The organism is Aeribacillus composti, assembly GCF_031760945.1.
In the GTDB taxonomy this organism is placed as follows: domain Bacteria; phylum Bacillota; class Bacilli; order Bacillales; family Aeribacillaceae; genus Aeribacillus; species Aeribacillus composti.
This window is the reverse complement of record NZ_CP134501.1, coordinates 200,168-222,858: the sequence shown is the minus strand read 5'-3', so window position 1 is coordinate 222,858 and position 22,691 is coordinate 200,168. Positions and strand designations below refer to the sequence as shown.

General features: G+C 37.7%; 16 protein-coding genes, 3 pseudogenes and 1 riboswitch. Of the genes and pseudogenes, 5 read left to right on the top strand and 14 right to left on the bottom strand.

The window, feature by feature from the left end; translation table 11 throughout:
• Positions 1 to 154: 154 nt before the first annotated feature.
• The 6 genes from ssuD to RI196_RS01200 all read right to left on the bottom strand — a co-directional run bounded on the left by ssuD (position 155) and on the right by RI196_RS01200 (position 7,812).
• Positions 155 to 1,279 (bottom strand): FMNH2-dependent alkanesulfonate monooxygenase, encoded by a 1,125-nt coding sequence (gene ssuD, locus RI196_RS01225; RefSeq protein ID WP_063386476.1) that lies wholly within the window; start codon positions 1,277 to 1,279, stop codon positions 155 to 157.
• A gap of 900 nt (positions 1,280 to 2,179) precedes the next feature.
• Entirely contained in the window at positions 2,180 to 2,821 is a 642-nt protein-coding gene (locus RI196_RS01220) for a LysE family transporter (protein ID WP_311066759.1), read from the bottom strand.
• Between the two features lie 856 nt (positions 2,822 to 3,677).
• Positions 3,678 to 4,106, bottom strand: coding sequence for a DUF5391 family protein (locus tag RI196_RS01215; protein ID WP_311066758.1), 429 nt, complete (start codon positions 4,104 to 4,106; stop codon positions 3,678 to 3,680).
• A gap of 582 nt (positions 4,107 to 4,688) precedes the next feature.
• Positions 4,689 to 5,651 carry a sporulation protein gene (locus RI196_RS01210; RefSeq protein ID WP_063386548.1) on the bottom strand — a complete coding sequence of 321 codons (963 nt, stop codon included), beginning with the start codon at positions 5,649 to 5,651 and terminating at the stop codon, positions 4,689 to 4,691.
• Positions 5,652 to 5,954: 303 nt separating this feature from the next.
• Positions 5,955 to 7,280, bottom strand: a complete 1,326-nt coding sequence (locus tag RI196_RS01205; RefSeq protein WP_063386473.1) for a hemolysin family protein — start codon at positions 7,278 to 7,280, stop codon at positions 5,955 to 5,957.
• A 106-nt stretch (positions 7,281 to 7,386) separates the two neighbouring features.
• Complete coding sequence (locus RI196_RS01200; protein WP_063386472.1) at positions 7,387 to 7,812, bottom strand: MerR family transcriptional regulator; 426 nt, start codon at positions 7,810 to 7,812, stop codon at positions 7,387 to 7,389.
• A 638-nt stretch (positions 7,813 to 8,450) separates the two neighbouring features.
• On the opposite strand from RI196_RS01200, the pseudogene tnpC reads away from it, so the two are divergent.
• The 3 genes and pseudogenes from tnpC to RI196_RS01185 form a co-directional block, all read left to right on the top strand.
• Positions 8,451 to 9,289, top strand: a pseudogene (gene tnpC, locus RI196_RS01195) (IS66 family transposase); the annotation flags it as partial.
• A gap of 336 nt (positions 9,290 to 9,625) precedes the next feature.
• Positions 9,626 to 10,069: pseudogene (locus tag RI196_RS01190) on the top strand (transposase); the annotation flags it as partial.
• A gap of 261 nt (positions 10,070 to 10,330) precedes the next feature.
• A complete protein-coding gene (locus tag RI196_RS01185) occupies positions 10,331 to 11,512 on the top strand; it encodes an IS701 family transposase (RefSeq protein WP_063388773.1) in 1,182 nt (393 codons plus the stop codon).
• A 242-nt stretch (positions 11,513 to 11,754) separates the two neighbouring features.
• Here the strand turns inward: RI196_RS01185 and RI196_RS01180 are convergent, their stop codons facing one another.
• From RI196_RS01180 to RI196_RS01155, 6 genes are all read right to left on the bottom strand, one after another.
• Entirely contained in the window at positions 11,755 to 12,486 is a 732-nt protein-coding gene (locus RI196_RS01180; RefSeq protein WP_311066757.1) for a GntR family transcriptional regulator, read from the bottom strand.
• A gap of 23 nt (positions 12,487 to 12,509) precedes the next feature.
• Positions 12,510 to 13,235, bottom strand: a complete 726-nt coding sequence (nagB, locus tag RI196_RS01175) for a glucosamine-6-phosphate deaminase (protein WP_311066756.1) — start codon at positions 13,233 to 13,235, stop codon at positions 12,510 to 12,512.
• Positions 13,236 to 13,240: 5 nt separating this feature from the next.
• A complete protein-coding gene (gene nagA / locus RI196_RS01170; RefSeq protein ID WP_311066755.1) occupies positions 13,241 to 14,428 on the bottom strand; it encodes an N-acetylglucosamine-6-phosphate deacetylase in 1,188 nt (395 codons plus the stop codon).
• Positions 14,429 to 14,477: 49 nt separating this feature from the next.
• Entirely contained in the window at positions 14,478 to 15,386 is a 909-nt protein-coding gene (murQ, locus tag RI196_RS01165) for an N-acetylmuramic acid 6-phosphate etherase (protein ID WP_311066754.1), read from the bottom strand.
• Positions 15,387 to 15,388: 2 nt separating this feature from the next.
• The gene (locus tag RI196_RS01160) at positions 15,389 to 16,456 is read right to left on the bottom strand and encodes a DUF871 domain-containing protein (RefSeq protein ID WP_311066753.1); all 1,068 of its coding nucleotides are present in this window, start codon (positions 16,454 to 16,456) and stop codon (positions 15,389 to 15,391) included.
• A 95-nt stretch (positions 16,457 to 16,551) separates the two neighbouring features.
• Positions 16,552 to 17,925 carry a PTS transporter subunit EIIC gene (locus tag RI196_RS01155; protein ID WP_311066752.1) on the bottom strand — a complete coding sequence of 458 codons (1,374 nt, stop codon included), beginning with the start codon at positions 17,923 to 17,925 and terminating at the stop codon, positions 16,552 to 16,554.
• Positions 17,926 to 18,201: 276 nt separating this feature from the next.
• Here RI196_RS01155 and RI196_RS01150 point away from each other — a divergent pair.
• Both RI196_RS01150 and RI196_RS01145 read left to right on the top strand, forming a co-directional pair.
• Positions 18,202 to 18,357, top strand: a pseudogene (locus RI196_RS01150) (HPr(Ser) kinase/phosphatase); the annotation flags it as partial.
• A gap of 311 nt (positions 18,358 to 18,668) precedes the next feature.
• Positions 18,669 to 19,076 carry a hypothetical protein gene (locus RI196_RS01145; RefSeq protein WP_311066751.1) on the top strand — a complete coding sequence of 136 codons (408 nt, stop codon included), beginning with the start codon at positions 18,669 to 18,671 and terminating at the stop codon, positions 19,074 to 19,076.
• Between the two features lie 755 nt (positions 19,077 to 19,831).
• On the opposite strand, the gene RI196_RS01140 is transcribed toward RI196_RS01145, so the two are convergent.
• A complete protein-coding gene (locus RI196_RS01140; RefSeq protein WP_311066750.1) occupies positions 19,832 to 21,667 on the bottom strand; it encodes an APC family permease in 1,836 nt (611 codons plus the stop codon).
• A 144-nt stretch (positions 21,668 to 21,811) separates the two neighbouring features.
• Positions 21,812 to 21,955, bottom strand: a riboswitch (cyclic di-AMP (ydaO/yuaA leader).
• 344 nt (positions 21,956 to 22,299) lie between these two features.
• Positions 22,300 to 22,674: an immunity 22 family protein gene (locus tag RI196_RS01135; protein ID WP_063386469.1), complete on the bottom strand. Its 375-nt coding sequence runs from the start codon at positions 22,672 to 22,674 to the stop codon at positions 22,300 to 22,302.
• Between the last annotated feature and the right edge of the window lie 17 nt (positions 22,675 to 22,691).

The window sequence follows — 22,691 nt, the reverse complement described above, 5'->3', positions numbered from 1 at the left end:
ACTTTGGTTTTAACCAAAAAGAGCCGCTGTCCTCTATGTGACAGATGAAAATCTTTCTGCATCATCCTATAAAGAGACATGATGGTTATCACCAATTAAAATCAAGCATTTTCACAATCCTCTTGTTGTCACCTCAAATTGTTTAATGAACCTGTTATTTCGCAACAGCCGATTTGATATCTCCTCCGAATGGGCTAAGGAATGTCTTCTGATGAGAAGTATCCTTTTTATCAATTGGAAGTTTCGGGAATAATAATTCCGCTGTTCTATAGGCTTCTTCTAAATGCGGATAGCCTGAAAGAATAAAGGTCTCAATGCCTAAATCAGCGTATTCTTTCATACGGGCAGCAACCGTATCAGGATCTCCTACTAGCGCCGTGCCCGCACCGGTCCGTACCAATCCAACACCGGCCCAAAGATTTGGACTCACTTCTAATCTTGTACGATCACCTTCATGCAAACTCGTCATTAAGCGCTGGCCTTCAGAATCCATCCGCTTAAATACTTTCAACGCCTGCGCAATAGTTTCCTCATCCACATGTTCAATGAGCTTATTGGCAGCTTCCCATGCTTCCTCTTCTGTTGGACGGACAATGACGTGCAGCCGGATGCCGAATTTTACTGTTCTTCCTTGGGCAGCAGCGTACGCCCTCATTTTATTAATTTTTTTCTCCACTTGTGCCGGTGGTTCTCCCCATGTTAAATAGACATCGATATGCTTTGCCGCCACCTTCATCGCAGCAGGTGAAGATCCTCCAAAATATAGCGGCGGATATGGTTTTTGAACTGTCGGGTATGGCAATTGCCCACCTCGAATTCGTAAATAGTCTCCTTCTAAATCAACTTCTTCTTCTGTAAATAATTGACGCCAAATGGTTAAAAATTCATCTGTTAACTCATATCGTTCATCGTGATCTAAAAACACACCTTCTCCTGCAAGCTCGACCGGATCTCCGCCAGCCACCACATTAATTAATAACCGACCGTCAGAAAATCGATCCAATGTCGCCGACATGCGTGCTGCAAAGCTCGGTGACATTAATCCTGGCCGCACCGCTACAAGATACTTTAAATTTTTTGTTACGGGTGCAAGCGTTGAAGCGACAATAAAGCCTTCTTCACATGTTTTTCCTGTTGGAATTAACACGCCGCTATAGCCTAAATCATCGACAGCCTGTGCAATTTGTCTGCAATAGTTATAGGTTGCAGGACGTGAACCTTCTTGATGATTTAATTGACGAAAGTCGCCATTTGTGGGAATAAACCAAAAGATTTCCATTTATAATTCCTCCTTGAATATGGACGATTAAATATGTCTTGAGGTGCTTAAAATAAAAAAGGAGACTCCCTTAAAAATGAAAGGAAGTCTCCAGTGGTCTGGTGGACTAATGATTGTAATCACTTCATCAGCTTGCTATTGGACTTTATCATGTATCCATGCAAGATATGCTCAGATTTCCAATCAGTGATTATTTTGCTTCTTTTGCTGGTATGCTCTAAGGTTAAAGAATCGCCCAATTGATAAACAAATAAATCCAGATAGCTTTGCAAATTCGCTGTTCGACATGAATGAGATATTCCATTTCAAAGGGAACGGAACGTCTGAATGTATTTCCGAAAATTACGCAACCGAAACATAGTATTCCTAGTTGATTACTAGATATTATATAGCTTGGATTTTTGTTTTGTCAATAACCAATATTTGTTTTTTTAATGTTGCACAAGCAAAAACGCAACAAGCCGAATAATCAATACGTGTTTTTTAAGGGAGAAAATGCACTTCTCCAAAAATACTTGGCGAATCGTATTAAAGTTTGTTTTGCCGGAAGCAATGTATGAGACTCAAAGAGTTAAACACTTATGACTCTTTCTCAATTGTTCAACTTGATCCTTTCATCGCTTCAGGAGATTCTCCTGTGTTTCTATTGCTCTTCCTTGAGCTAATGGGAAATAGAGCTATTGCCGTATCACCGATTTTTTAGATTCAAGTGTTAATGATGTTTTATCGAATGAAACTGAAATTCCTTTATGATTCACCGTTTCATTACCACGAGGAAAGCGTATTTTTCAAATAAAAATATCGTTCCGTGATAGAAGGAAGGACTAAAATTGAAGATGCAGTTTTTTCAATTTCGATCCAATTCGAACCTGTTACACTAATGTCATTATTTATTTGCACCTACCAAAACGGATAGTTCGCTTGTAATGTTATGAAAAATTTATAGAGAAAAGTACAACCGAAACCAAACAACAAAATTCCGGCAATAATCGAAACAGTCATTATTGCTTTTTTATTCATTGCTTTTCGTGTAACCGAAATGATAGTAAGAAGTATAATGTCATGTACCAATATTCCTGATAAGATTCCTAATGCAGTAATAAAAAAATCAGCTGTATTCGCTTGAGAAAATGAATCTGTCAACACTACACCAAAAATTGATATCCAAAAAATTAAATTACTTGGCGAGATTGCAACAAATATACCATTTCGATATGTTTTTCCAATCGATTTATAAGTTGGTTCGCCAATCATTGTCATATCGTGATTTGCATTTTTTATCGAATCATAAGCTAAATAAAATAAAAAAACAGCGCCTAGCAGCCATAATGGAATTTGTATTAAAGGGGCCGATAATAGGGGAGCCAATCCTAAATAAATGGCAATAATTAAAAGAAAATCAACTGTCATCCCGCCTAACCCCACCGCCCAACCATGTAAAAAACCATGTTTAATCCCTTGTTTAGTCATTTCAATTGTGATGGTTCCTATCGGTAAAGCAATCGTTAACCCCATTAAAAAGTATTTCAAATATATTTCCATTTATATAGCCTCCTAACTTATTTTGAAAATAATTTTTTGTTTATAAGGAACAGTTTTTAAAAAATAAATATGTCAGGCAGGACAAATGGAAAAGTTAACCTTTTTATTGTAATGATACTGACTCGGTAACGTCAATAATTTTGTATAATGCAAGATAAATAAAGTACCTCTGATGGAAATTTAGAATAGAGGGCTGTTTTCTTCACACAATGCGGCTAAATTTTAAGTCTCCTGTATGGCCTTTTGCAATAATGGTTCATTGCAACATTTACCAAACATTTGCTGAAAGACTTCCTTTGCTTCGGTACTCCTCTCTACTTTTGCTCTGCCCATTTTTCATGAAAGTCTTATATCATCAAATATACAACTTTTCCCCACGATTTCTAAACTGCTCAAATGCCCATCGGTTTCAACTATTTCCGAATTTCTTTCGATCGAATTGATCGCATAATGTACGTTCCAAACCCTGCTTGAAAAGTCCATAATATTCAAGTCGTTCCACGATTGCACCTTTCTCTGGAACTTACTTGACCAGTTGGTTCAAAGAAAAATGAAAGAAATAGCAGTTCCTAAAACGCAGGAAGAAAGATGTGATTTTTTTACATTCGACTCAAAGTCGAAGTAAAAAAAATGTTCAGACACATCAAGGGTGATCTGCAGATGATCCTTGCAGGAGGGCGAGTTTGGAATTGTGGCAATAGTTCACAGCATCCTGAAAATATGGGTCCGCATTTTCAACTCAGACAAGAATCGAAAAATTACAAAAGCCAGCGGAGAAAAACAACTATTTTTCTCTACTGGCTTCATTTTAGAATTTATCGGACCGTTCCTGTACTTCTCATTTGCATAATAAGGCCTATTGAAGAATTGTGTTTTTGCTTTTATTACTAGTTGAAAAGGTAATAAAAATCCAAATTATATTTGACATAATATATAAAACGGAAAGACATAATAAAGCATATAATATCATACTAGTTGTAGAAGTAAATATAAATAAAATAGTAGTAAATATAACAGCCATCCCTATTAGAAGACCTAAGCCACAGAGTGCAGCCATTACATACTTAAATGCATCAACCCCTAAACTGTAAATAATTAAAGGGATTGCATAAGATATAAGAATGAGAACTATAGACATCCACATACCGATGTCTCCAAATTGATTGACATTAGGTCCTGAATTAGATATTGGAGAAAGTGAAGCCAATACAATGATTGAACAAAGAATGGTTGCTGAAATTGCGCTTACAATAATAATTTTAAGTTTTTTATTCTTATTATCCAAAATGAACATTCCTTTTTAGTTTTATGTAGTCATTTTCCCTTAGCTAATTGATAAAATGCTAAAAATTAAAAAACAAAATGTTTAATGCCCCTTGTTCTAGTTGAACAATAGAGCTCAACTATAAATTGTCGTCAGCACCTATGTCTTAGTAAAAATCCATTGTATCCTCGAAGAAGAAGCATATCGTTGCGTAATTTTTATAAGGGAGTATATCATTCGATGTTTTACTGATAATGTTTATTCAAAACTTTCCTAAATTTTTATCATTTTTATTTGCATTTCATGCTTTGCTATGATTATCTCATTAAAATAAAACACAGTCTTTTAGAGTTATTTCCATTTTACTCCATGACATATGTTTTTTAAACAAAAGTTTAGATACTAATAAAATTCATGTTAATGTTGTTATTTATGTTCTTAATGAAAATTAAGTTTGTTTATAAATATCAAACAAATATTGAACCGTAAATAAAAAAGAATCCATTTGGAAAAAAGCTTGATCAAATGGATTCTTCCATCAAACATAAAATTGTTTTTTTTTAAAAGAATAATCATTCTTCTGACCGTTAATACGCTTTTTTATTAGTTTTCATCAAAAAAATCACCAAAATCCATGCCAGCTAAATCAAAATTCTCTTCGTCCAAACCTATGGCCTCTGCCGCATCTTCTAACATTTCATCTACACCGAGGTTATCCATTAGTTCATTTAATACCATACCACCTAAAACACCCATCGCCAATCCTCCAACCATGCTTCCAATGCCGCTTGCCATACTGCCTTTATGATGAGGCTGATAGGTAGGATAGGTAAAAGGTTGTTTATACAATTCCGGTTGCTGGACTGCTTCTGCAATATATTTTTCGAACGAGGACACCAGCTTGTCTTCGTTCTCTACTATTTCTTTAGTCAAAACAAATTCTCGTTTCGCTTCGATTTTTCCATAGCCAGATCGACATTCCACTTCCATCCAAACTTTGACTCCTTCTTCTACATAAGCAAAACGAATTTCTAATTCATGAACTTTGTCTGCGAATAACTGTGTCGGAAAAAATTCAAATTCTTGGCCATATTGATCAAGCTTTCCTGAAGTAGATTTTTCTCGGAAGCCTAAACGGGAAAGAGCATGAAAAATGGATTGAATCTCTTTCGATGCTCCAATGGTGATATAATCAATATCTGTCCGATCTACGCCTCCCTCAATATCAAGATGGGTATCAAAATAATAAGATACAGGGCCTCTAGATAAAGGCAAGGCTTGCGGAATTCGATAATTAAATGGGATGCGTTTTTCTTCTTTTTTTGAAATTACAAATGATCCGTTTAAAGGAATCCTCTCAACCTCCCGTGAAACAGACTGGCCATTCTTTGCTCTAACAGTCATCATGAATTGAACTGCCAACTGGTTGATCTGTTGATCTACTTCGCCTCCCTTAATGACAACTTCTCCTTGTACTACTTCACCAATCTGATAAGGACGATTTTCGAATTGTAAATCTACTGTCGCTGCTCCCTTGCCGAATTTCGCTAAAAATTTTTTAAGCATTTTTGAAATTCTCCCTCCATTTATTTAAAAATTTTTCTTTCTAAGGAACGACATCCCATTCCACTTATTTTAAATTTTAATGATACTGATTCGCTTGAGATATGCGACCATTAGAAGGAGTGAACTCAATTTAGAGAGCTTCGTTTAAATGAGTTTGGCGGATGACAGATTTTTATTTTCGCCGCAACTATAAGCACGTTTTGGGGATTACAGTATTCCCCTGTGGGTTGAAATATCGAAACCTTTTGGCAGACTTTTTTGTATTCTACTAGCGGGGGATCTTGTCGCCAATTCTTATTATGATTAATCTTCTACTAGAACTGGCGAGCCTTTATCAATTTTAGTAATCTCAATCGTTTTAATATGGTTCCCGGCCATTTCCACTACGTGAAAGGTGTACGGTCCAAATTCAATACTTTCCCCTTGTTTAATATCATAACGCTCAGTTAACATCCATCCGCCAAGTGTATCTACATCCGTTTCTTCAATTTTCAACCCTAACCAATCATTTATCTCGCTAATTAAGATGCGGCCATCAACTAAGGCTCGATCATGATTTATTTGTTGGATGATGGGTTTTTTATCTTCATCAAATTCATCTTGAATCTCACCGACAATTTCTTCAAGAATATCTTCAACTGTGACCAAACCGGATGTACCGCCATATTCATCATATAAAATCGCCATGTGTATTCGTTCTTTTTGCATTTTCAGCAACAGATCATGGATTGGAATGGATTCAATGACTTGAATAATTGGACGGACAAAATCATCTATGGATTTTTCGGTATTTAAGCTATCGTAAGAGGAGATTTCTGTAAATACCTCTTTGATGTTGATAAGGCCAATAACATGATCTTTATCTCCGTCAATTACCGGATATCTTGTAAATTTTTCTTTTTTGACGATTTCCAAGTTTTCTTTAATGGTTTTATTTTTATCAAGTGCAACAATTTCTGTTCGGGGAACCATGATTTCTTTTGCGATCCGGTCATCAAACGTGAAGATGTTATTCACATATTTGTATTCCGTTTGGTTAATCTCGCCGCTTTTGTAGCTTTCAGATAAAATAAGCCGCAGCTCTTCCTCTGAGTGTGCAAGCTCATGTTCGGAAGCTGGTTTTAAGCCAAATAAACGGATAATGCCCCTTGCAGAACCGTTTAATGCCCAAATAAATGGATACATGATTTTATAAAACAAAACTAAGGGTCTTGCTGTTAATAATGTAATAGCTTCTGCCTTTTGAATGGCTACCGTTTTCGGAGCCAATTCTCCAATCACGACATGTAAAAATGTAATCGCAGCGAAAGCAATTCCAAATGACAGTATATTAGACACATATGGGGAAAAATCCATTTTTTCAAAAACGGGGTGAAGAAGATGCTCAACAGTCGGTTCTCCTAGCCAGCCTAAACCTAATGCTGTTATGGTGATTCCAAGCTGGCACGCTGATAAATATTCGTCCAAATTGGAAATGATTTTTTTAGCTACAACAGCATTTTTATTTCCTTCCGAGATAAGCTGATCAATTCTTGAAGATCGGACTTTTACAATGGCGAATTCAGAAGCGACGAAAAATGCTGTGAAACCAATTAATACAGCAACCATAAATAAATTAAATATTTCCAAACTACGGCCGTTCCCCTAGAAAAAGGAACGACTTACACCTCCTAATAACGAAATGTCAACAGTAATTATGCTTTTTTCACTATTCCCTTGTATAGATCTCTCTTTATCATCCTAAAAACATGATTAATGATTGTAATAATGCCATCGTCTGTGGAGACAATTGATTCGAAATCTTTTTCTTACATTCATCATCCAATTTGCCTAAAAGATCATGAATTTCTTTAATTTCATCCTCCAATAATTTCATATGTTCAGCAATTGTTTTGGCTTGTTTAAGAATAAGTTCTTCCTCTGCTGCTGTTTTTTTTCTATGCAACTCTAGCCTCTCTTTTATCATGTCTAATGAATAATTCAGTTTTTTGTAATGGTCAATTAATTTTAAATCCTCAAGAGCAGATGAATCATAATATCGATAATTCGATTTGGACCGTTCTGCTTTAAGCAAGCCTAGTTTTGTATAATAATCGATTGTTCTTTTAGAAACATTTGCTATACTTGCTAGTTCACCAATTTTATAGACGACCCCATCCATCTATACCCCCTTTTTACCCTTCTAATAAGATCATATTATAATCAAACTGTACAGTCAAACGTTATACTTTGACCTTCACAAAATTGTAAATTTTTATACAATTATTCTTCTGATCAGACTTACATTACACAAAATTCTTGAAGGTACCCTGGAAAGCGTCTATTCTCTTTTCTGTTGTTTTTATTCTTGATCCATTGTTCTCAATAGTGAAAGAAATATCTAATCTTTAGTTTTCTCTTTTATTGCTTAGAAGAATTAAATAGTCCTGTACTGGATTTTTGGTCAAACCAAAACAGAAGTAAAAGAAAATGCTGACTTAGCAATAAGATCTTCCATAAATGAAATAGAACAAGATGCGAAAAACAAGATTAAAAATTTAATTGATCCTATATTTTTGGATTATATCCTTTACCTCACCATAAAATTGTTTTTTAATCCCCAGACTCCCTTAATACTTTCCACTCTTTGATTACTTCTCCCACCTCATTTATTTCATTTAGCATTTGCTTAACCCTACGTAAGCGGAAATCTTGGGCAGACTCAACGACTTCCTCAATAAATGCCTTTGTTTTTGGCATTTTGTCCAACTTTTTTCTAATAATGATCTCTCTCCAATCAAATATCCCACCTTTCCAGAGGATGAGACAACCTTGCAGGTCCTGTCTGAACCGGATCGGCCAGCAACGTCGACTTCCTACATATAGCTTTATCGTACCGGTCGCGGGGATACACCTATCGTCTTATACGATTACCAGCAAACCCGTTCAGGCAAGCACCCACGCATTTTTTTTGACGGCTTCCGGGGATATTTGCATGTGGACGGGTATGCGGGTTATAACGTCCTCCCCGATGTGAAATTGGTCGGGTGCTGGGCCCATGCCCGCCGCAAATTCACAGAAGCCCTGCAGGTACTGCCTGAATCGGCGAGCACTTCCACCGTCAAAGCAAAGGAAGGTCTGGCCTATTGCAATAAACTTTTTGAAATTGAGCGCAAGCTTAAAAGATGCAAGTCCAGAGGAGCGCTATCAAGCACGGCTGGAGCACTGCAAACTCGTGCTTGAGGCTTTTTTGTCATGGCTTAAAGAGCAAATGCCGCGCGTACTGCCAAAAAGCGCACTTGGCAAAGCGATCAAGTATTGTCGTACCCAATGAGAGCGGTTGGAGACATTTTTAGAGGACGGCCATTTGGAGATCGATAATAATCGCGGGGAACGGTCAATTAAACCTTTTGTGATCGGTCGCAAAAACTGGCTCTTCAGTAATACGTCAAAAGGAGCAAGGTCCAGTACGATCATCTATATAGTGTTGTGGAGACAGCCAAGGAAAATTGGAGCGAGTTGGATTCATTCAACTACCTTGCTACCTGTTTCAAGAGCTTACCAATATAGATACGACAGATAAAACAAAATTAGCTAAATTCCTGCCATGGTCACCGACGCTTCCGCAGGAATGCCGTGTTCCTAAAAAATCTAAATAAAGCATACATGAAATCCCCATCTGAATACAGGTGGGGATTACTTTACGCATGAATTGGTAAGCGGGAAATTAAAACGAAACATACTAAGATTAGTAGCACAGACCACGACCATGGTCTGTGCTACTATTTTTTTTTAGTAGAAGTGGAGAATAGGTCGTGACAGCCCCAGAACCTTGAGTTCGTAGTGAAAAACTGGCCTACTTCACTGCCCTTATAAGAATCGGTTTCAGTATGTTGGATCCTTGAGATCGTGTATAAGAAAAGGGAATCGATAAGGTGAAGTGAAGACTTCTACATACTTTAGCTATTTTGAGAAAACGTGAGGAACTGATTTAGCAGATGGTTGTTCTTTCAGAAGAACGAAATGAATATCAAATATTAATCAGTATTCCTGGTATAGGGAAAAATACAGCCGTTCGTTTGATTTAAGAAATAGGCGACATGACACGCTTCGAAAATCATAAGCAACTCAATGCCCATGCAGGAATTGATATAAGGCGTTTTCAATCAGGCACATTGTTTTACAAAGATAAAATCAATAAGCGTGGCAACAGTCATCTGCGCAAAATCCTTTATTTTACGATTCAAAATATGATCCGCCAACGACGCTTTGGACACAATCATTTTGTAGAATACTACGACAAATTAAAAACGCAACCCTATAACAAATGTCATAAAGTTGCGTCCATCGCATGTGTGAATAAGTTATTGAAGTGCCTCTTCCACCTTATTACACACAATTTAACGTACAATTACGAAATCGCTTCAGTATCTTCGTAATTGTGTAGGAAAAGTATAACATAATGGGCCTAGCGAAAAAAAGCAAAAATCGCTAGGTCTATTTGGTATGCGAAAATCTTTTTTTGGCGGAGGGGGTACCCCTTCCACCAAAAAAAGATTCATTATCTCAAATAACTATTGACTGTAGATGAGCAAATTCACTAACATAAATTTACATCCGAACAAAAAAGGAGACATGAACCCGATTCCTTGATTAGAATAGATGTGTCACCAAACCATTCTCAAGGAGGTTCATGTCTCATGAATAGACTACCACATCACCAAGGAATCGACAAGTTTTTCGCAATGTTGGGGCTGGCCCTTTATTTCTCTAAGCCGGTCATGAAGCATCTCGTTCATATTATCGATGCGCTGACAACGAAAGGATTTGTGGGAACCTTGACCGATCTGCATCATGAGAGCTTTCATCCCAACCATCGAACGACACTGAGCCATTTTTTCACGAAAAGCCCTTGGGATGAAGAAATCTTGCTTCGCAAACTCCAGCAGTGGATGCTTCGTCATGTGGAACGAACGGCCAAGCGAAAGAATCACCCCATTTTTGTTTCGATCGATGATACGATCTGCCGAAAAACGAAGCCTTCGTCACAGGCGAAACACGCTATTGAAGGGTGTAATTGGCATTATTCTCACGCGGACAAAAAGTCGATTTGGGGACACTCTCTCGTCTGGCTCATGGTTCATACGATGACGCAAGCCTTTCCCTTTGCGTTTCGCCTCTACGACAAGGCGGATGGGAAAAGCAAGGGTCAATGGGCCATCGAGATGCTTTCTTCTTTGGATGTGCACGGTTCTGTTTATGTGCTGATGGATTCTTGGTACCCATCGAAAACACTCGTGGAAGCCTGCCTGAAAAAAGGATTCCACGTCATTGCGATGCTCAAGACGAATCGGGTTCTTTATCCAAAAGGCATCGCCATCCAAGCCAAACAGTTTGCCCGCTATATCGAACCGAACGACACCCATCTCGTCACGGTGGGAGAAGAGCGTTATCGCGTGTATCGCTACGAGGGAGCGCTGAAAGGTCTCGATGATGCCGTTGTGTTGTTGGCTTGGAAAGCCGATCAGCCGATGACACCTGAACATCTTCACTGCGTCTTGAGCACCGACCGGGAGCTAAGCGATGAAGAGATCTTGCGCTACTATGCCCAGCGTTGGTCGATCGAATGCTTTTTTCGACAAGCGAAAGACCAGCTGAAGCTCGATGGGTACCGCGTTCGTCAACGTCGGGCGGTGAAACGGTATTGGATCTTGGTGCAACTCGCTTATGTGTACAGTATGGTCGAATCCAACAGCGATTTCTCTACCGGGCTTGACTTCCTTCGAAAGAAGAAAGGACATAGCCTCGTGGAGTTTATTTACGATGCAGCGAAACAAGATATTCCCATTGATGTCGTTAAAAAACAGCTTCATGTGGCATAAGGGGTACTCCGTTTGTCTCTTTTTACATGGTAATTATTGTAATGAAAATTGCTCAACTACAGTATTGATAAACCTCTTGACTAATCGTAAGAAGGGGGTGTCTAATAAGTCGATTTTCCGGCTTATAGACGCCCCTTTAATGTTTTAGAAACGCTGATATATCAATACTTATGATGTTTCTTTCAGTGGATTTTGACATTCTGGACAGCCCCTTAATCATTGAGAAAATTTTGATTTTGATATTAAAACCTTTGCCTTTTTAAAGTATGCACAAATTTATACCGATCCGCCCGGTATGCTGATTTTACAAATTCGAATGGCGTCCCGTCATGAAGATAAGAGGTTCGTAATATTAACAATATCGGCGATCCTTTTTCGATTTGCAAATGCTTTATCTCTGACTCCTTGGCAATTGATGCTTCAATTTGCTGGAATGCCTCGCTGATCACCAGGTTTAATTTTTCTTCGATATAACTGTAAAGGGATTGATGGATAATTTCTTCCGTAAGCCCTTTTACTAGATTGGCCGGAACATAAGTAGTTTCTAAGGCCATCGGAACGTCATCCGCAAGACGGACCCGTTTGATTTCATATACGGGAGCGTTTTTCTTTAGCTTTAAATGGCTGGCTGTTTCCAAGCCGGCCGGAATCACTTCAAAGGATAATAACTTGCTGCTTGGTTTCATTCCACGTTCGAGCATATCTTCTGTAAAACTGGTCAGACCATGGAGCCGCTGTTCCACCTTTTGTTTGCTAACGAATGTTCCACGGCCTTTTTGTCTGTACAAATACCCTTCGTTTACAAGATTGTTGATGGCCTGGCGGACTGTCATCCGGCTGATTTGATAGCGCTCCGCGTATTCCCGTTCTGAAGGAATTGCTTGATCCGGCTGCAGTTCACCATTTTCAATCTGTTTTTTTATAAATTCTTCCAGCTGATAATATATCGGAATTGGTGATGATTTATCAATCATTGAAAACTCTCCTTGTTGTGAAGCTAAACCAATTGCAATGCATCTTTGTCCGCAATGATTGTCACATTGTTATGAAGCTTTAGTAAGGATGCCGGGAAATCTTCATTTACTTCGCCATTTACTAGTCTTGCAATTGCTTCTGCTTTTGATGTGCCTGATGCTAGTAAAATAATTTCCTTGCTTTCCATGATCGTTGCAATTCCCATTGTGATCGCATGAGCAGGCACGTCTTCTATAGAAGGAAAAAATCGAGCATTTGCTTTTCGTGTACTTTCAGTTAGTGCTACGACATGAGTGCGGCTTTTAAACGAAGTCCCCGGTTCATTGAAGCCGATGTGACCGTTATGGCCGATTCCCAAAAGCTGAACGTCCACACCGCCAAGTTTTTGAACGACGCTCTCAAATCGTGAACATTCGAGTTGAAGATCTTTCGCCATCCCGTCCGGAATGTAAGTCTGTTCATGCGGGATATCAATATGGTTGAACAATTGTTCACACATGAAATAATGATAGCTGTTTGGATCGTTTCGGTCGATTCCGCTGTATTCATCAAGATTGACGGTTGTGACTTGTTTATAAGTTGTTCCGTTCGTTTTGTGGTCTTCAATTAATTTTTTATAAACGCCTATAGGAGTGCTCCCGGTCGCAAGTCCAAGTGTTATTTTTGGATTGATCCTTACCTTTTCAATGATTTTTCTTGCAGCCATATGGCTCATTTCATCATAATTTTCAGCTTTTATAATATTCATTTTACTCAGTTCTCTCCTCCCTTTTTATATGCTAATTTTCCGCGGCAGAAAGTCGTAAACACTTCATTGTTTTCATCAAGAATGACGATATCAGCGTCTTTTCCGGGTGCCAAGCTTCCTTTACGGTCATAGACACCCATTTGTTTCGCCGGGTTTACGCTTGCCAACTGAATAGCTTCTAAAAGTGAAATCCCTGTGAATTGTATCATATTTTGAATCGAATCTTTCATTTTTAAAATGCTTCCGGCGAGGGTTCCGTTTTCTAACAGTGCTTTCCCATCTTTTACGGTCACATCCTGGCCTCCGAGGTCATATGTTCCATTTTTTAAACACTTCGCCCTCATAGAATCTGTAATTAAAATCATTCGGTCTGTTCCTTTTGTCTGCAAAGAAAGTTGAATCATTTCAGGACAGACATGAATTCCGTCTGCAATGATTTCGACCATCAATTGTTTCAGTAGAAGAGCTGCTCCTGCGATTCCGGGCTCGCGATGATGCAGTCCTCTCATTCCGTTAAATAAATGGGTGACATGTTTCGCGCCGGCATCCACAGCCTTTACTGTTTCTTCGTATGTCGCATCCGAATGGCCGATTGAGGCAACGACTCCGGATTGATCCAGATAACGGACAAACTCCAAGCCGTTTTCTTGTTCAGGTGCCATCGTTACAAGTTTTATCCCGTTTTCAGCCAACTCTTGCCATCGTTTAAAAAGGTCAATATCCGGCGCGAGTATATGCTCGACAGGCTGAGCTCCGGCCCGTTTTTCATTGATAAACGGCCCTTCAAGATGAATGCCGAGAATTTCAGCTTCTCCGGCTTCATTATGATGTTTCCGGTAATTTGCAACGTTTTTTAAGGCATCTTCAATGCTCTTTATTTCCTGTGTAATGGTTGTTGCTAAAAAGCTTGTCGTTCCTTCAGCCGGAAGAATGCCCGACATCGTTGATAATGCTTCTGTCGTTGCGTCCATCGTATCTGCTCCACCCACTCCGTGAATATGAAGATCGATAAAACCGGGAACTGAAATGTATTCTTCTGGCAATTCAATAACCTGTATATCTTTGCTCAGACTGGGAAGGCTGTCTAAATTACCAATATCAATAATTTTGTTACCTTCTATATAGATAAAGCCTTTATTTATGATCTCTTTTTCTAGTGCCACTTTTCCGTTTTTTAAAAGAAGTCGGTTCATAGACTTCATCTCCATTCTTTTGCAGATCTATAGATGGTTAGTAAGGAATTTATGTTAAAGAATAAAATCCCTCAATTGCATTCCGCAAATAACCGGAATGCTTTTCTAATAGGTTTATGACATCGTTTCCTTTTAAGCCAGTTACAATTTGTAAAATAGCCGCTTTTGTATTGTAGTTTTGTTCAGCTAGAGCCTTTTTAACTTCCTCTGAATCCGCACCGGTAGCCATTTTAACAATATTTTCAGCCCTTTTAAACAACTTTTCATTCTTCATTTGGACATCAACCATTAAATTACTGTATACTTTTCCCATCTTAATCATAGAAGCTGTTGAAAGCATATTAAGAACAAGTTTTTGTGCTGTTCCGGCTTTCATTCTTGTAGAGCCTGTTATGACTTCAGGACCAACAATCGGGGCAATCGTATATTTTGAGATTTTTTCCATTTTTGAGTCCCTTGTACAAACAACAGAAACAGTTAAGGCTCCTACTTCATTTGCATATTGTAATGCTCCTATTGTATATGGGGTGCGGCCGCTTGCAGCAATTCCAACAACTACATCTTTTTGAGTTAAATGTAAATTCCTTAAGTCATTACTACCTTGCTCCAAATCATCTTCCGCTCCTTCGATGGCTTCGGTTATTGCTTTTTTCCCTCCGGCAATCATTGCGATGACCATATTCGGATCCGTTCCATAAGTAGGAGGGCACTCAGATGCATCAAGGATTCCAATTCTACCTGAGGTTCCGGCCCCAACATAAATTAACCGTCCTCCTTTTTTAAAGGAATCAATAATCAGATCAACGACTTTCGCAATGACTGGAATTTCTCTTGCGATGGCATTTGGAACAAGTGTGTCTTCCTGGTTAATTACAGAAATGATTTCTTCGGTAGACATCAAGTCAATATCCATTGTTTTCGGATTACGTTGTTCCGTGTTTAATTTTGAAATATTCATATTCAATCCCTCACCATAAATTGAAATTTTCCTCCGGCTTTTATGAATGATAGAAGGGGGAGATCCTCTTCGATAACATGTCCAATTACATTTACACGATCATCTTTTGGCAAATCATGAATGGTAATTTGCAGTTCTCCTGCATAGCGTCCATATAATTGATTATCAATGGTAATCGTTCCTTTCTTCCGCTCCATCTGATTTGATGGTGCAATAAGTACAGTACCTTTTTGAGCATAGGAACGGGATTCAACTGAACGAATTACATCCCTGGCTGGATCCATTCGATTTGTATGGATCTGGTTAAATAATTGCTTCTCGATTCGGTCATTAATAGGCTTCATTCTTAATGGAATCATACCGTTTCCGATAATTGATAAGCGATTTAGAGTATCATTTGTAACAGAAAGATCGCCAATTAGAACCTTGTCTGTATCGTATGAATGGAATAATTCAGCTGCAGCAGTAACAGGTGATGCGGTCCTGTGCTTTTCCAAGGTCGGCAATCCGGCATAGACAGGTCCCCGCATCTCTTTATCTCCCGGGATAAAGGCTACTGTTGTGAAACCTTTCGATTTTAAAAACCGGTTTCTGTTCATGAGAAAGTTAGTGTCTAATCCAGTTTCTGGACGGGGGTAAAAATTGTGCCACGCTTCGACATTCTTAACGATAAGCCCTTTGTTTATCAAGATGTCAATTTCCGTCTCTGATACGGTGCTTGCATTAATACCGACTTTCATTTTTTTCGAAAGCTCAACAATCTCCTCGGATGTAAATCCATAATCAACACGGATTCCCGTCAGTCCCCATTGAACCAATTCATCCAACGACTGAAAATCCAGACCGAGATAGCCTAGAGATTTCGGGGAAACGTCTGCGAAAAGCTCCATGTTAAACTTTTTCGCCAAGCTTCCTAAATCTTTGAGAAGATATAGGTAAGTGTTTGGATCATCCTCAGGAATATGAAGGGATGTAAAAATAGAACGCAATCCCAGAGATGCTGCTTTTTCAATCCATTGAACGTTCTGTATTGTCCGTTCTTCACTTAAATAAATGGAGATTCCGATCATATGATCACCTCATTATAGTCAGAATTTTACGAAAATGAATCAATACGGAAAGAAGGAGGAATTATGTATCCTCCTTCAAAAAATAAGTTTATCAGCTAGATATTTTTCGCCATTTCTTCTTTAAATCCAAATATCCAGGTAAAAATAAATCCGAAGAAATAAGCAACGAGTAATCCTAACAGATAAAGAATAATTTGATCCGTGTGTACAAGGAAAGCTAACGGAATTCCCGAGACTCCAATTGCGATGGTGGCAATTTTAAAGAATGCCTGAAATGCCCCGCCGACGGCTGCCCCGAGACAAGCTGTTAAGAATGGGCGTCCGAGAGGCAGGGTTACACCGAAAATTAAAGGTTCGCCGATTCCAAGAATTCCAACTGGAAGACCCCCTTTAATTACTTTTTTCAAACGTTCATTTTTCGTTTTAAAGTAAATTGCAAATGCGGCACCAACTTGGCCGGCTCCGCCCATGGCAAGTATCGGGAGTAGAGGGTCATCTCCGATTTTATTGATCAATTCCATATGAACTGGAGTTAGACCCTGATGCAAACCTGTTACAACAAGAGGAAGGAATGTTCCGGCGAGAATAAGCCCTGCAATTATTCCTCCCATATCAATAAGCCCTAAAAGCCCTTTTGTAATCAAGTCAGATATAAAGCCGCCGATAGGCTGCAGGACGATCAGTGTTACGATACCGGTAATGAGTAAAGCTAGAGTCGGCGTGACAATGATATCTACAGCTGAAGGGACAAATTTGCGGATCCGCTTTTCGAGAAACGCGATAAATGCAGCTGCAAGCATGACTCCAATTAAACCGCCTCTTCCCGGCACCAGTTCTTCTCCGAATAATGTAATGTTGGCAAGTCCAGGGTTAATGATTAAAATACCTGCCGCACCGCCAAGAGCAGGAGATCCTCCAAATTCTTTTGCAGTATTAATTCCCACAAAGACACCGAGGTAATTAAATAATCCCCATCCGATAAAGTTTAGTATCTGAATAAGGATTGATTCAGGATCTGCACCTGAACGGACAATTACATTTGTTATTCCAGCAATAAGACCAGAAGCAACAATTGCAGGAATTAATGGAATAAAAATACTGGCAATTCTTCGTAAAAATAACTTGAAAGGAGTTGCGTTTTTCTCTTTCAATTCAGCTTTTGTTTTGGCTGCCAATCCTTCAAAGGGATTATTGTTTTCATCGTCAATGTTCCTTATATTTTGACCTGTTAAGTCTGAAACCTCATTCGCAACCTTAGTGACAATTCCGGGTCCAAGAATAATTTGTAATGTTTCTGCTTCAACTACGCCCATGACACCATCAACATTTTTTAACCCATTGAGGTTTACCTTTTCGTAATCAATAGGTTTAACTCGGAGACGAGTCATGCAGGAAGCAAGATCAGCAATATTTTCCGTTCCACCTAACTGTTCTATAATTTCTTTGGCCAAACGCTCTTCTTTACGCACAGCTTTTCCCCCTTATTGTAAGGATAATCATTTAAATAATATGAATCCGTTTACAATTTCATGTTATCAGCTATTAGTATAGTTGTCTAGACCATTCCAAAAATATTTATCTATCAAACTAGAGCAAAAAGCATTCTAACAATTGGATACTGTATATAACGCAATGAGCAGTAAAAACGAAAAGGCACTGTGTTTTGATGAAAATTTGGTTCAGAGTGAAAAATGCTAAAATAAAAAATGATATATTGGATTGCTGTGATAAAGGAGGTTAAAAGGTTGCCAAAGGTACGAACGAGAGACATAATTGAAAAGTTTCAATTAGAGCTCATCAGCGGAGAAGAGGTGATTAACCGCCCGATCACGACGAGTAATATTTCTCGCCCCGGAATTGAAATGGCCGGGTATTTTGATTATTATCCAGCAGAGAGAGTCGGTGCAGTTCGCAGCCATAAGCGAATTTCCCTTGTCAATTCCTCATGACTTTTTTTTGGACATGAACAAAATATTGATTGGAGAAAAAAAGTTGTTTAATCACTTCAAATTCTGGAAATTCTAGTGATATAGAAAGCACTTACGAAACCTCCTTATGTTTGTGTGGTAGCTAACATTATTGCCAGGTTTTCGTAAGTGTTTTCTTCTTTTTTGCCAAAATCACAAAAAGTGGTGATGAATTATACTTATCTTCGGGATATATATTTATTGACAATTACTATGAAATAATATAAAGGAGTGGAATCAAAAAAATGATAATTAGTAGAGAACTAAAATCTAATTCACTTGAAATTTGGAAAATTGAAATACCCGACATAGAAAGTACAAATTTTTTGATTATTGAAGATAAAAAGAGGCCAAGTACATTGAAGGACTATTCTTGGCTTAGTGAAACAGATAAGCAATTTTTTGAGCCGAGAGAAAACTATATAAAGGTTCAATTTATTTCAAATAGAAATATAGAGGAATTAAACATAGAACATAGTGAAATAGCAGCGTTAACCGAAAATTTATTAGGTCATGTAGCACAAGCATATTGTAGTTGGAACTTAGATTTTTTATTTAACATGAATCCAGATGATTATATTCGAGAGGTATTAGAAACATATGGGATTGATAGAGCTGATATTTCAAAATTTAAATATCTTTCCCAGGACTAAAAACCAATTTTAATGGGTTATTTCAATGTTCTTTGGCTTCATCACTTCATTACCTTTGTAAATTGGAGAACCCGATACTTGGATATATTGGGGTTTATTGAAAAAAATAATGACGAAAATAAAATTACAGATGAACAATTACAGACTTTGATAAAAGCAGAAGAAATAAAGAGTCCTATCTTTTACGGAAACGAAGAGAATCAATAGACTTTATTGTATCGAAAAAGAAAATATGGTTCATGTCATGGAAAGATAAGGTTCTTGGGCTAATCGTTCAGCATTTTTGGGATCCGAAAAATACACCAACTTAAACTTTTTAAAAGAGCTTTCCATCATGTTTCAGTTGTGATTTCGGCTTTGGCTGTTCTATCTTCTTCAATTTATTATAACTCATCAGCAAAGATGATATGATTACTTACAATTACATTTTGTATGTGACTAACTATTTAAGTCAGAAGACATAAAAAGTTCTCTTCTAGCTAGATAAAATTTGGTTGGCGAGCCAAAATACTAGGAGGGGCTTTTTTATACCTCGCTTAAAGCTTTCCGAAAACCATACACCGCTGTGCGTATGGTTTTCATTTAATTAATGATCAAAACTGTTATTAAGAGCCGCATTATTAATATCCGCATACAGAATCGATTCGGATAGATGTACGTATGAAAAAAAGAGGATATATGCTCTTGAAATTCGAACATATATCCTCGGATTCATATACACTTACAACGCCTAAGCAAGTGCCAAAAGCCAGATGTTATTCTTTTAAATGGTACGGAAGCGTTGCAATGACGATGTCTTTTTTCAGGATCAAAAAGAATCTTAAAAAGATCGCTGTTTGGTTATGAAGTAAAGTATGCCACCATTTTTTCACAATAAATTGAGGCATTAAAATAGTTATGGTTGCTCCTTTTGTTTCTTTTTCTACTTTATTAATGTAATCCAATAATGGAGAAAGGATTGTCCGATAAGGTGAATAAATAATTTTCAGCTCGATATCTGGATACAACTTATACCATTTGTCGCGTATTTTCTGTTCTTCTTCTTCGGCAAAAACAATTGTAATGGCTGTAATATCGTCTGAAATACTTTTTGCATATTGTACAGATTGATCAACGACTTTACTAATGCCTGAAATCGGGATGATCACCTTTGGAGTCACAATTTCTTTTGTTTCAGTCCGATCACTTTTATCCAATTTTAATTGCTGAGCTAATGTTTCATAATGAGCATGAATTTTGTTAAACAAGACAACGATTAATGGAATGGCTACAATCACTAACCATGCACCGTGTGTAAATTTCGCTATAACGGTAATGATCGTTACTAATCCTGTAGCAATTGTTCCAGTGATAATGATCGACAATGTGGCCATATTGCTTTTCGATTTTTCTTTCCATATTTTTTTAATCATACCGTATTGACCGATCGTAAAGGAAAGAAATACTCCGACTGCATACAGCGGGATCAGAGAATGTGTTTTACCATGGAATATGATAATTAAAATGATCGCTAAAATACTTAAGAGAATAATTCCATTGGAAAACACCAAACGATCTCCGCGCGCTGCTAAACTTCTCGGCAAATAACGGTCAGTAGCTATAATCGAAACAAGCTGCGGAAATCCGGCAAAACTTGTATTCGCAGCTAATACTAAAATTAACATGGTGATCATCTGAAAAATATAAAATAATATGCTATTGCCAAAGACGTGACTTCCAATTTGAGAAATGACAGTCTTATGTTCGGCTGGAGTCACTCCAAAGCCGGCACTTAAAATTGTAATACCTAGAAACATGATGCCTAACAGTAAAGACATCCATCCCATTGTAATTGCAGCATTTTTGGAACTGTTAGGTCTAAACGATGGCACACCGTTGCTAATGGCTTCCACTCCTGTCATTGCTGAACAACCGGATGAAAAAGCCCTTAATAAAATAAACACTCCGTATCCACTAGCGAAGAAATGTTCAGGTGTAGCGTGATTTGCATAATTAAAACCATGCCATCCTTCATTATATAATTTCCATCCTCCTGCAATAATGAGAACTAGTACTGAAATAATAAATAAATAGGTTGGATAGGCAAATACAGTGGCTGATTCGGTAATTCCCCGCAAATTTAAAATCATGAGCAATAATACAAGAGCGATGGCTATTTCCACCTTCCAAGTAAGCAAGGCTGGAAAAGCAGAAGTAAGAGCCGCAACGGCTGAGCTAATACTAACCGCAACCGTAAGAACATAATCAATCATTAATGCTGCGCCTGCTACTAGGCTTGTGGTGGTATTGATGTGGTCTCTTGCCACTACATAAGCTCCGCCTCCTGATGGGAAGGCATAAATGATTTGTCTATAGGATAAAGTCACAATGACTAAAAGCCCTACAATCGCCAAAGCTATGGGTAAGGAATAAAAAAACACGCTGGTTCCTAATATCATCAATACTAATAATATTTCTTCTGTTGCATACGCTACGGAAGACAATGCATCCGAAGAAAATACTGCCAATGCTTTCCATTTTGGTAATTTTTCATGTTTCAATCGTTTCGTTTCCATTGGCGAACCGATGAATAACCGTTTCAAATAAGCCATTTTCAAGAATCCTTCTTTCTTAAAAGTATTAGGCTTTTTCCTCTCTTATAGCTTGATGAACTGTATGGACTTTTATGTGCATCTTCATAAACATAAAAAACCACTGAGGATGTACTCAGTGGCCAAAAAGACATCATTCAACTTACATCCCTCCCAAAACGCTTACGAGGTTAGCTGTCGGATTAGGACTATGAGAGTAGCCCCTCCTTTTTCAAGGATTCACCCCAAGTAACAAAACGTTACAAAATGGTTCCCCCGCTCCTTAAAAGGATTCAGCGATTTAATCATATTCAATTTTACAGAAATTATCTTACTCAGTTTATGAAAAATTGTAAAGAGACAAATAATCGTTGCCATGTAAATGGGTAAGGCGTTAAAACTTTTATATCGCCCTGATTTTTAAACAATTATTATATATTTTTAAACAGTTTTATTATTCGTGTACAAAATTATCTAGTTTTGTAAAAAATTTCGATTAAATTTACTGAATAAAACATCAATGCTTCTTTCCAAGTTCCGTAGGTTATGAGTATAGGCTGTATCAATAGTGGTTTATTTGGCACTCACCCCTCTTATAAAATAAAAAAAGAAACCTTGAAAGAGTGTCGCACACTCATTCAAGGTGTTTATAATTACTTATATTGTACGGTTCCTAAAAATCTAAACTGATTTTTTTCATTGACATTTCCATTATATTGAAAGTTATAAAGTAAAATAACTGAGTTCGCTTCTTGATTTAAACGCTCACCGCAAAGCTCTATAAATTTTGGAATTATCTCCTCATCATAAGAAAAACCTTCAAGTAGAACACGTAAATCATTCGATGGTTCATCATAGAATTCTACTTCTCTAAAATCTTCATTATAGTAATCAATGTTAAAGTCTTTTTCAAATTCGGAAGGTAGTAAATCTCCATCTTCTGTATAACTATTCAAAATATAGTTTTGAAGATCCTTATATGACTTAGAGTTGCCAATAAATAATGATACAAACCCTTCCTTTTCCATATATTTCATACTCCTCC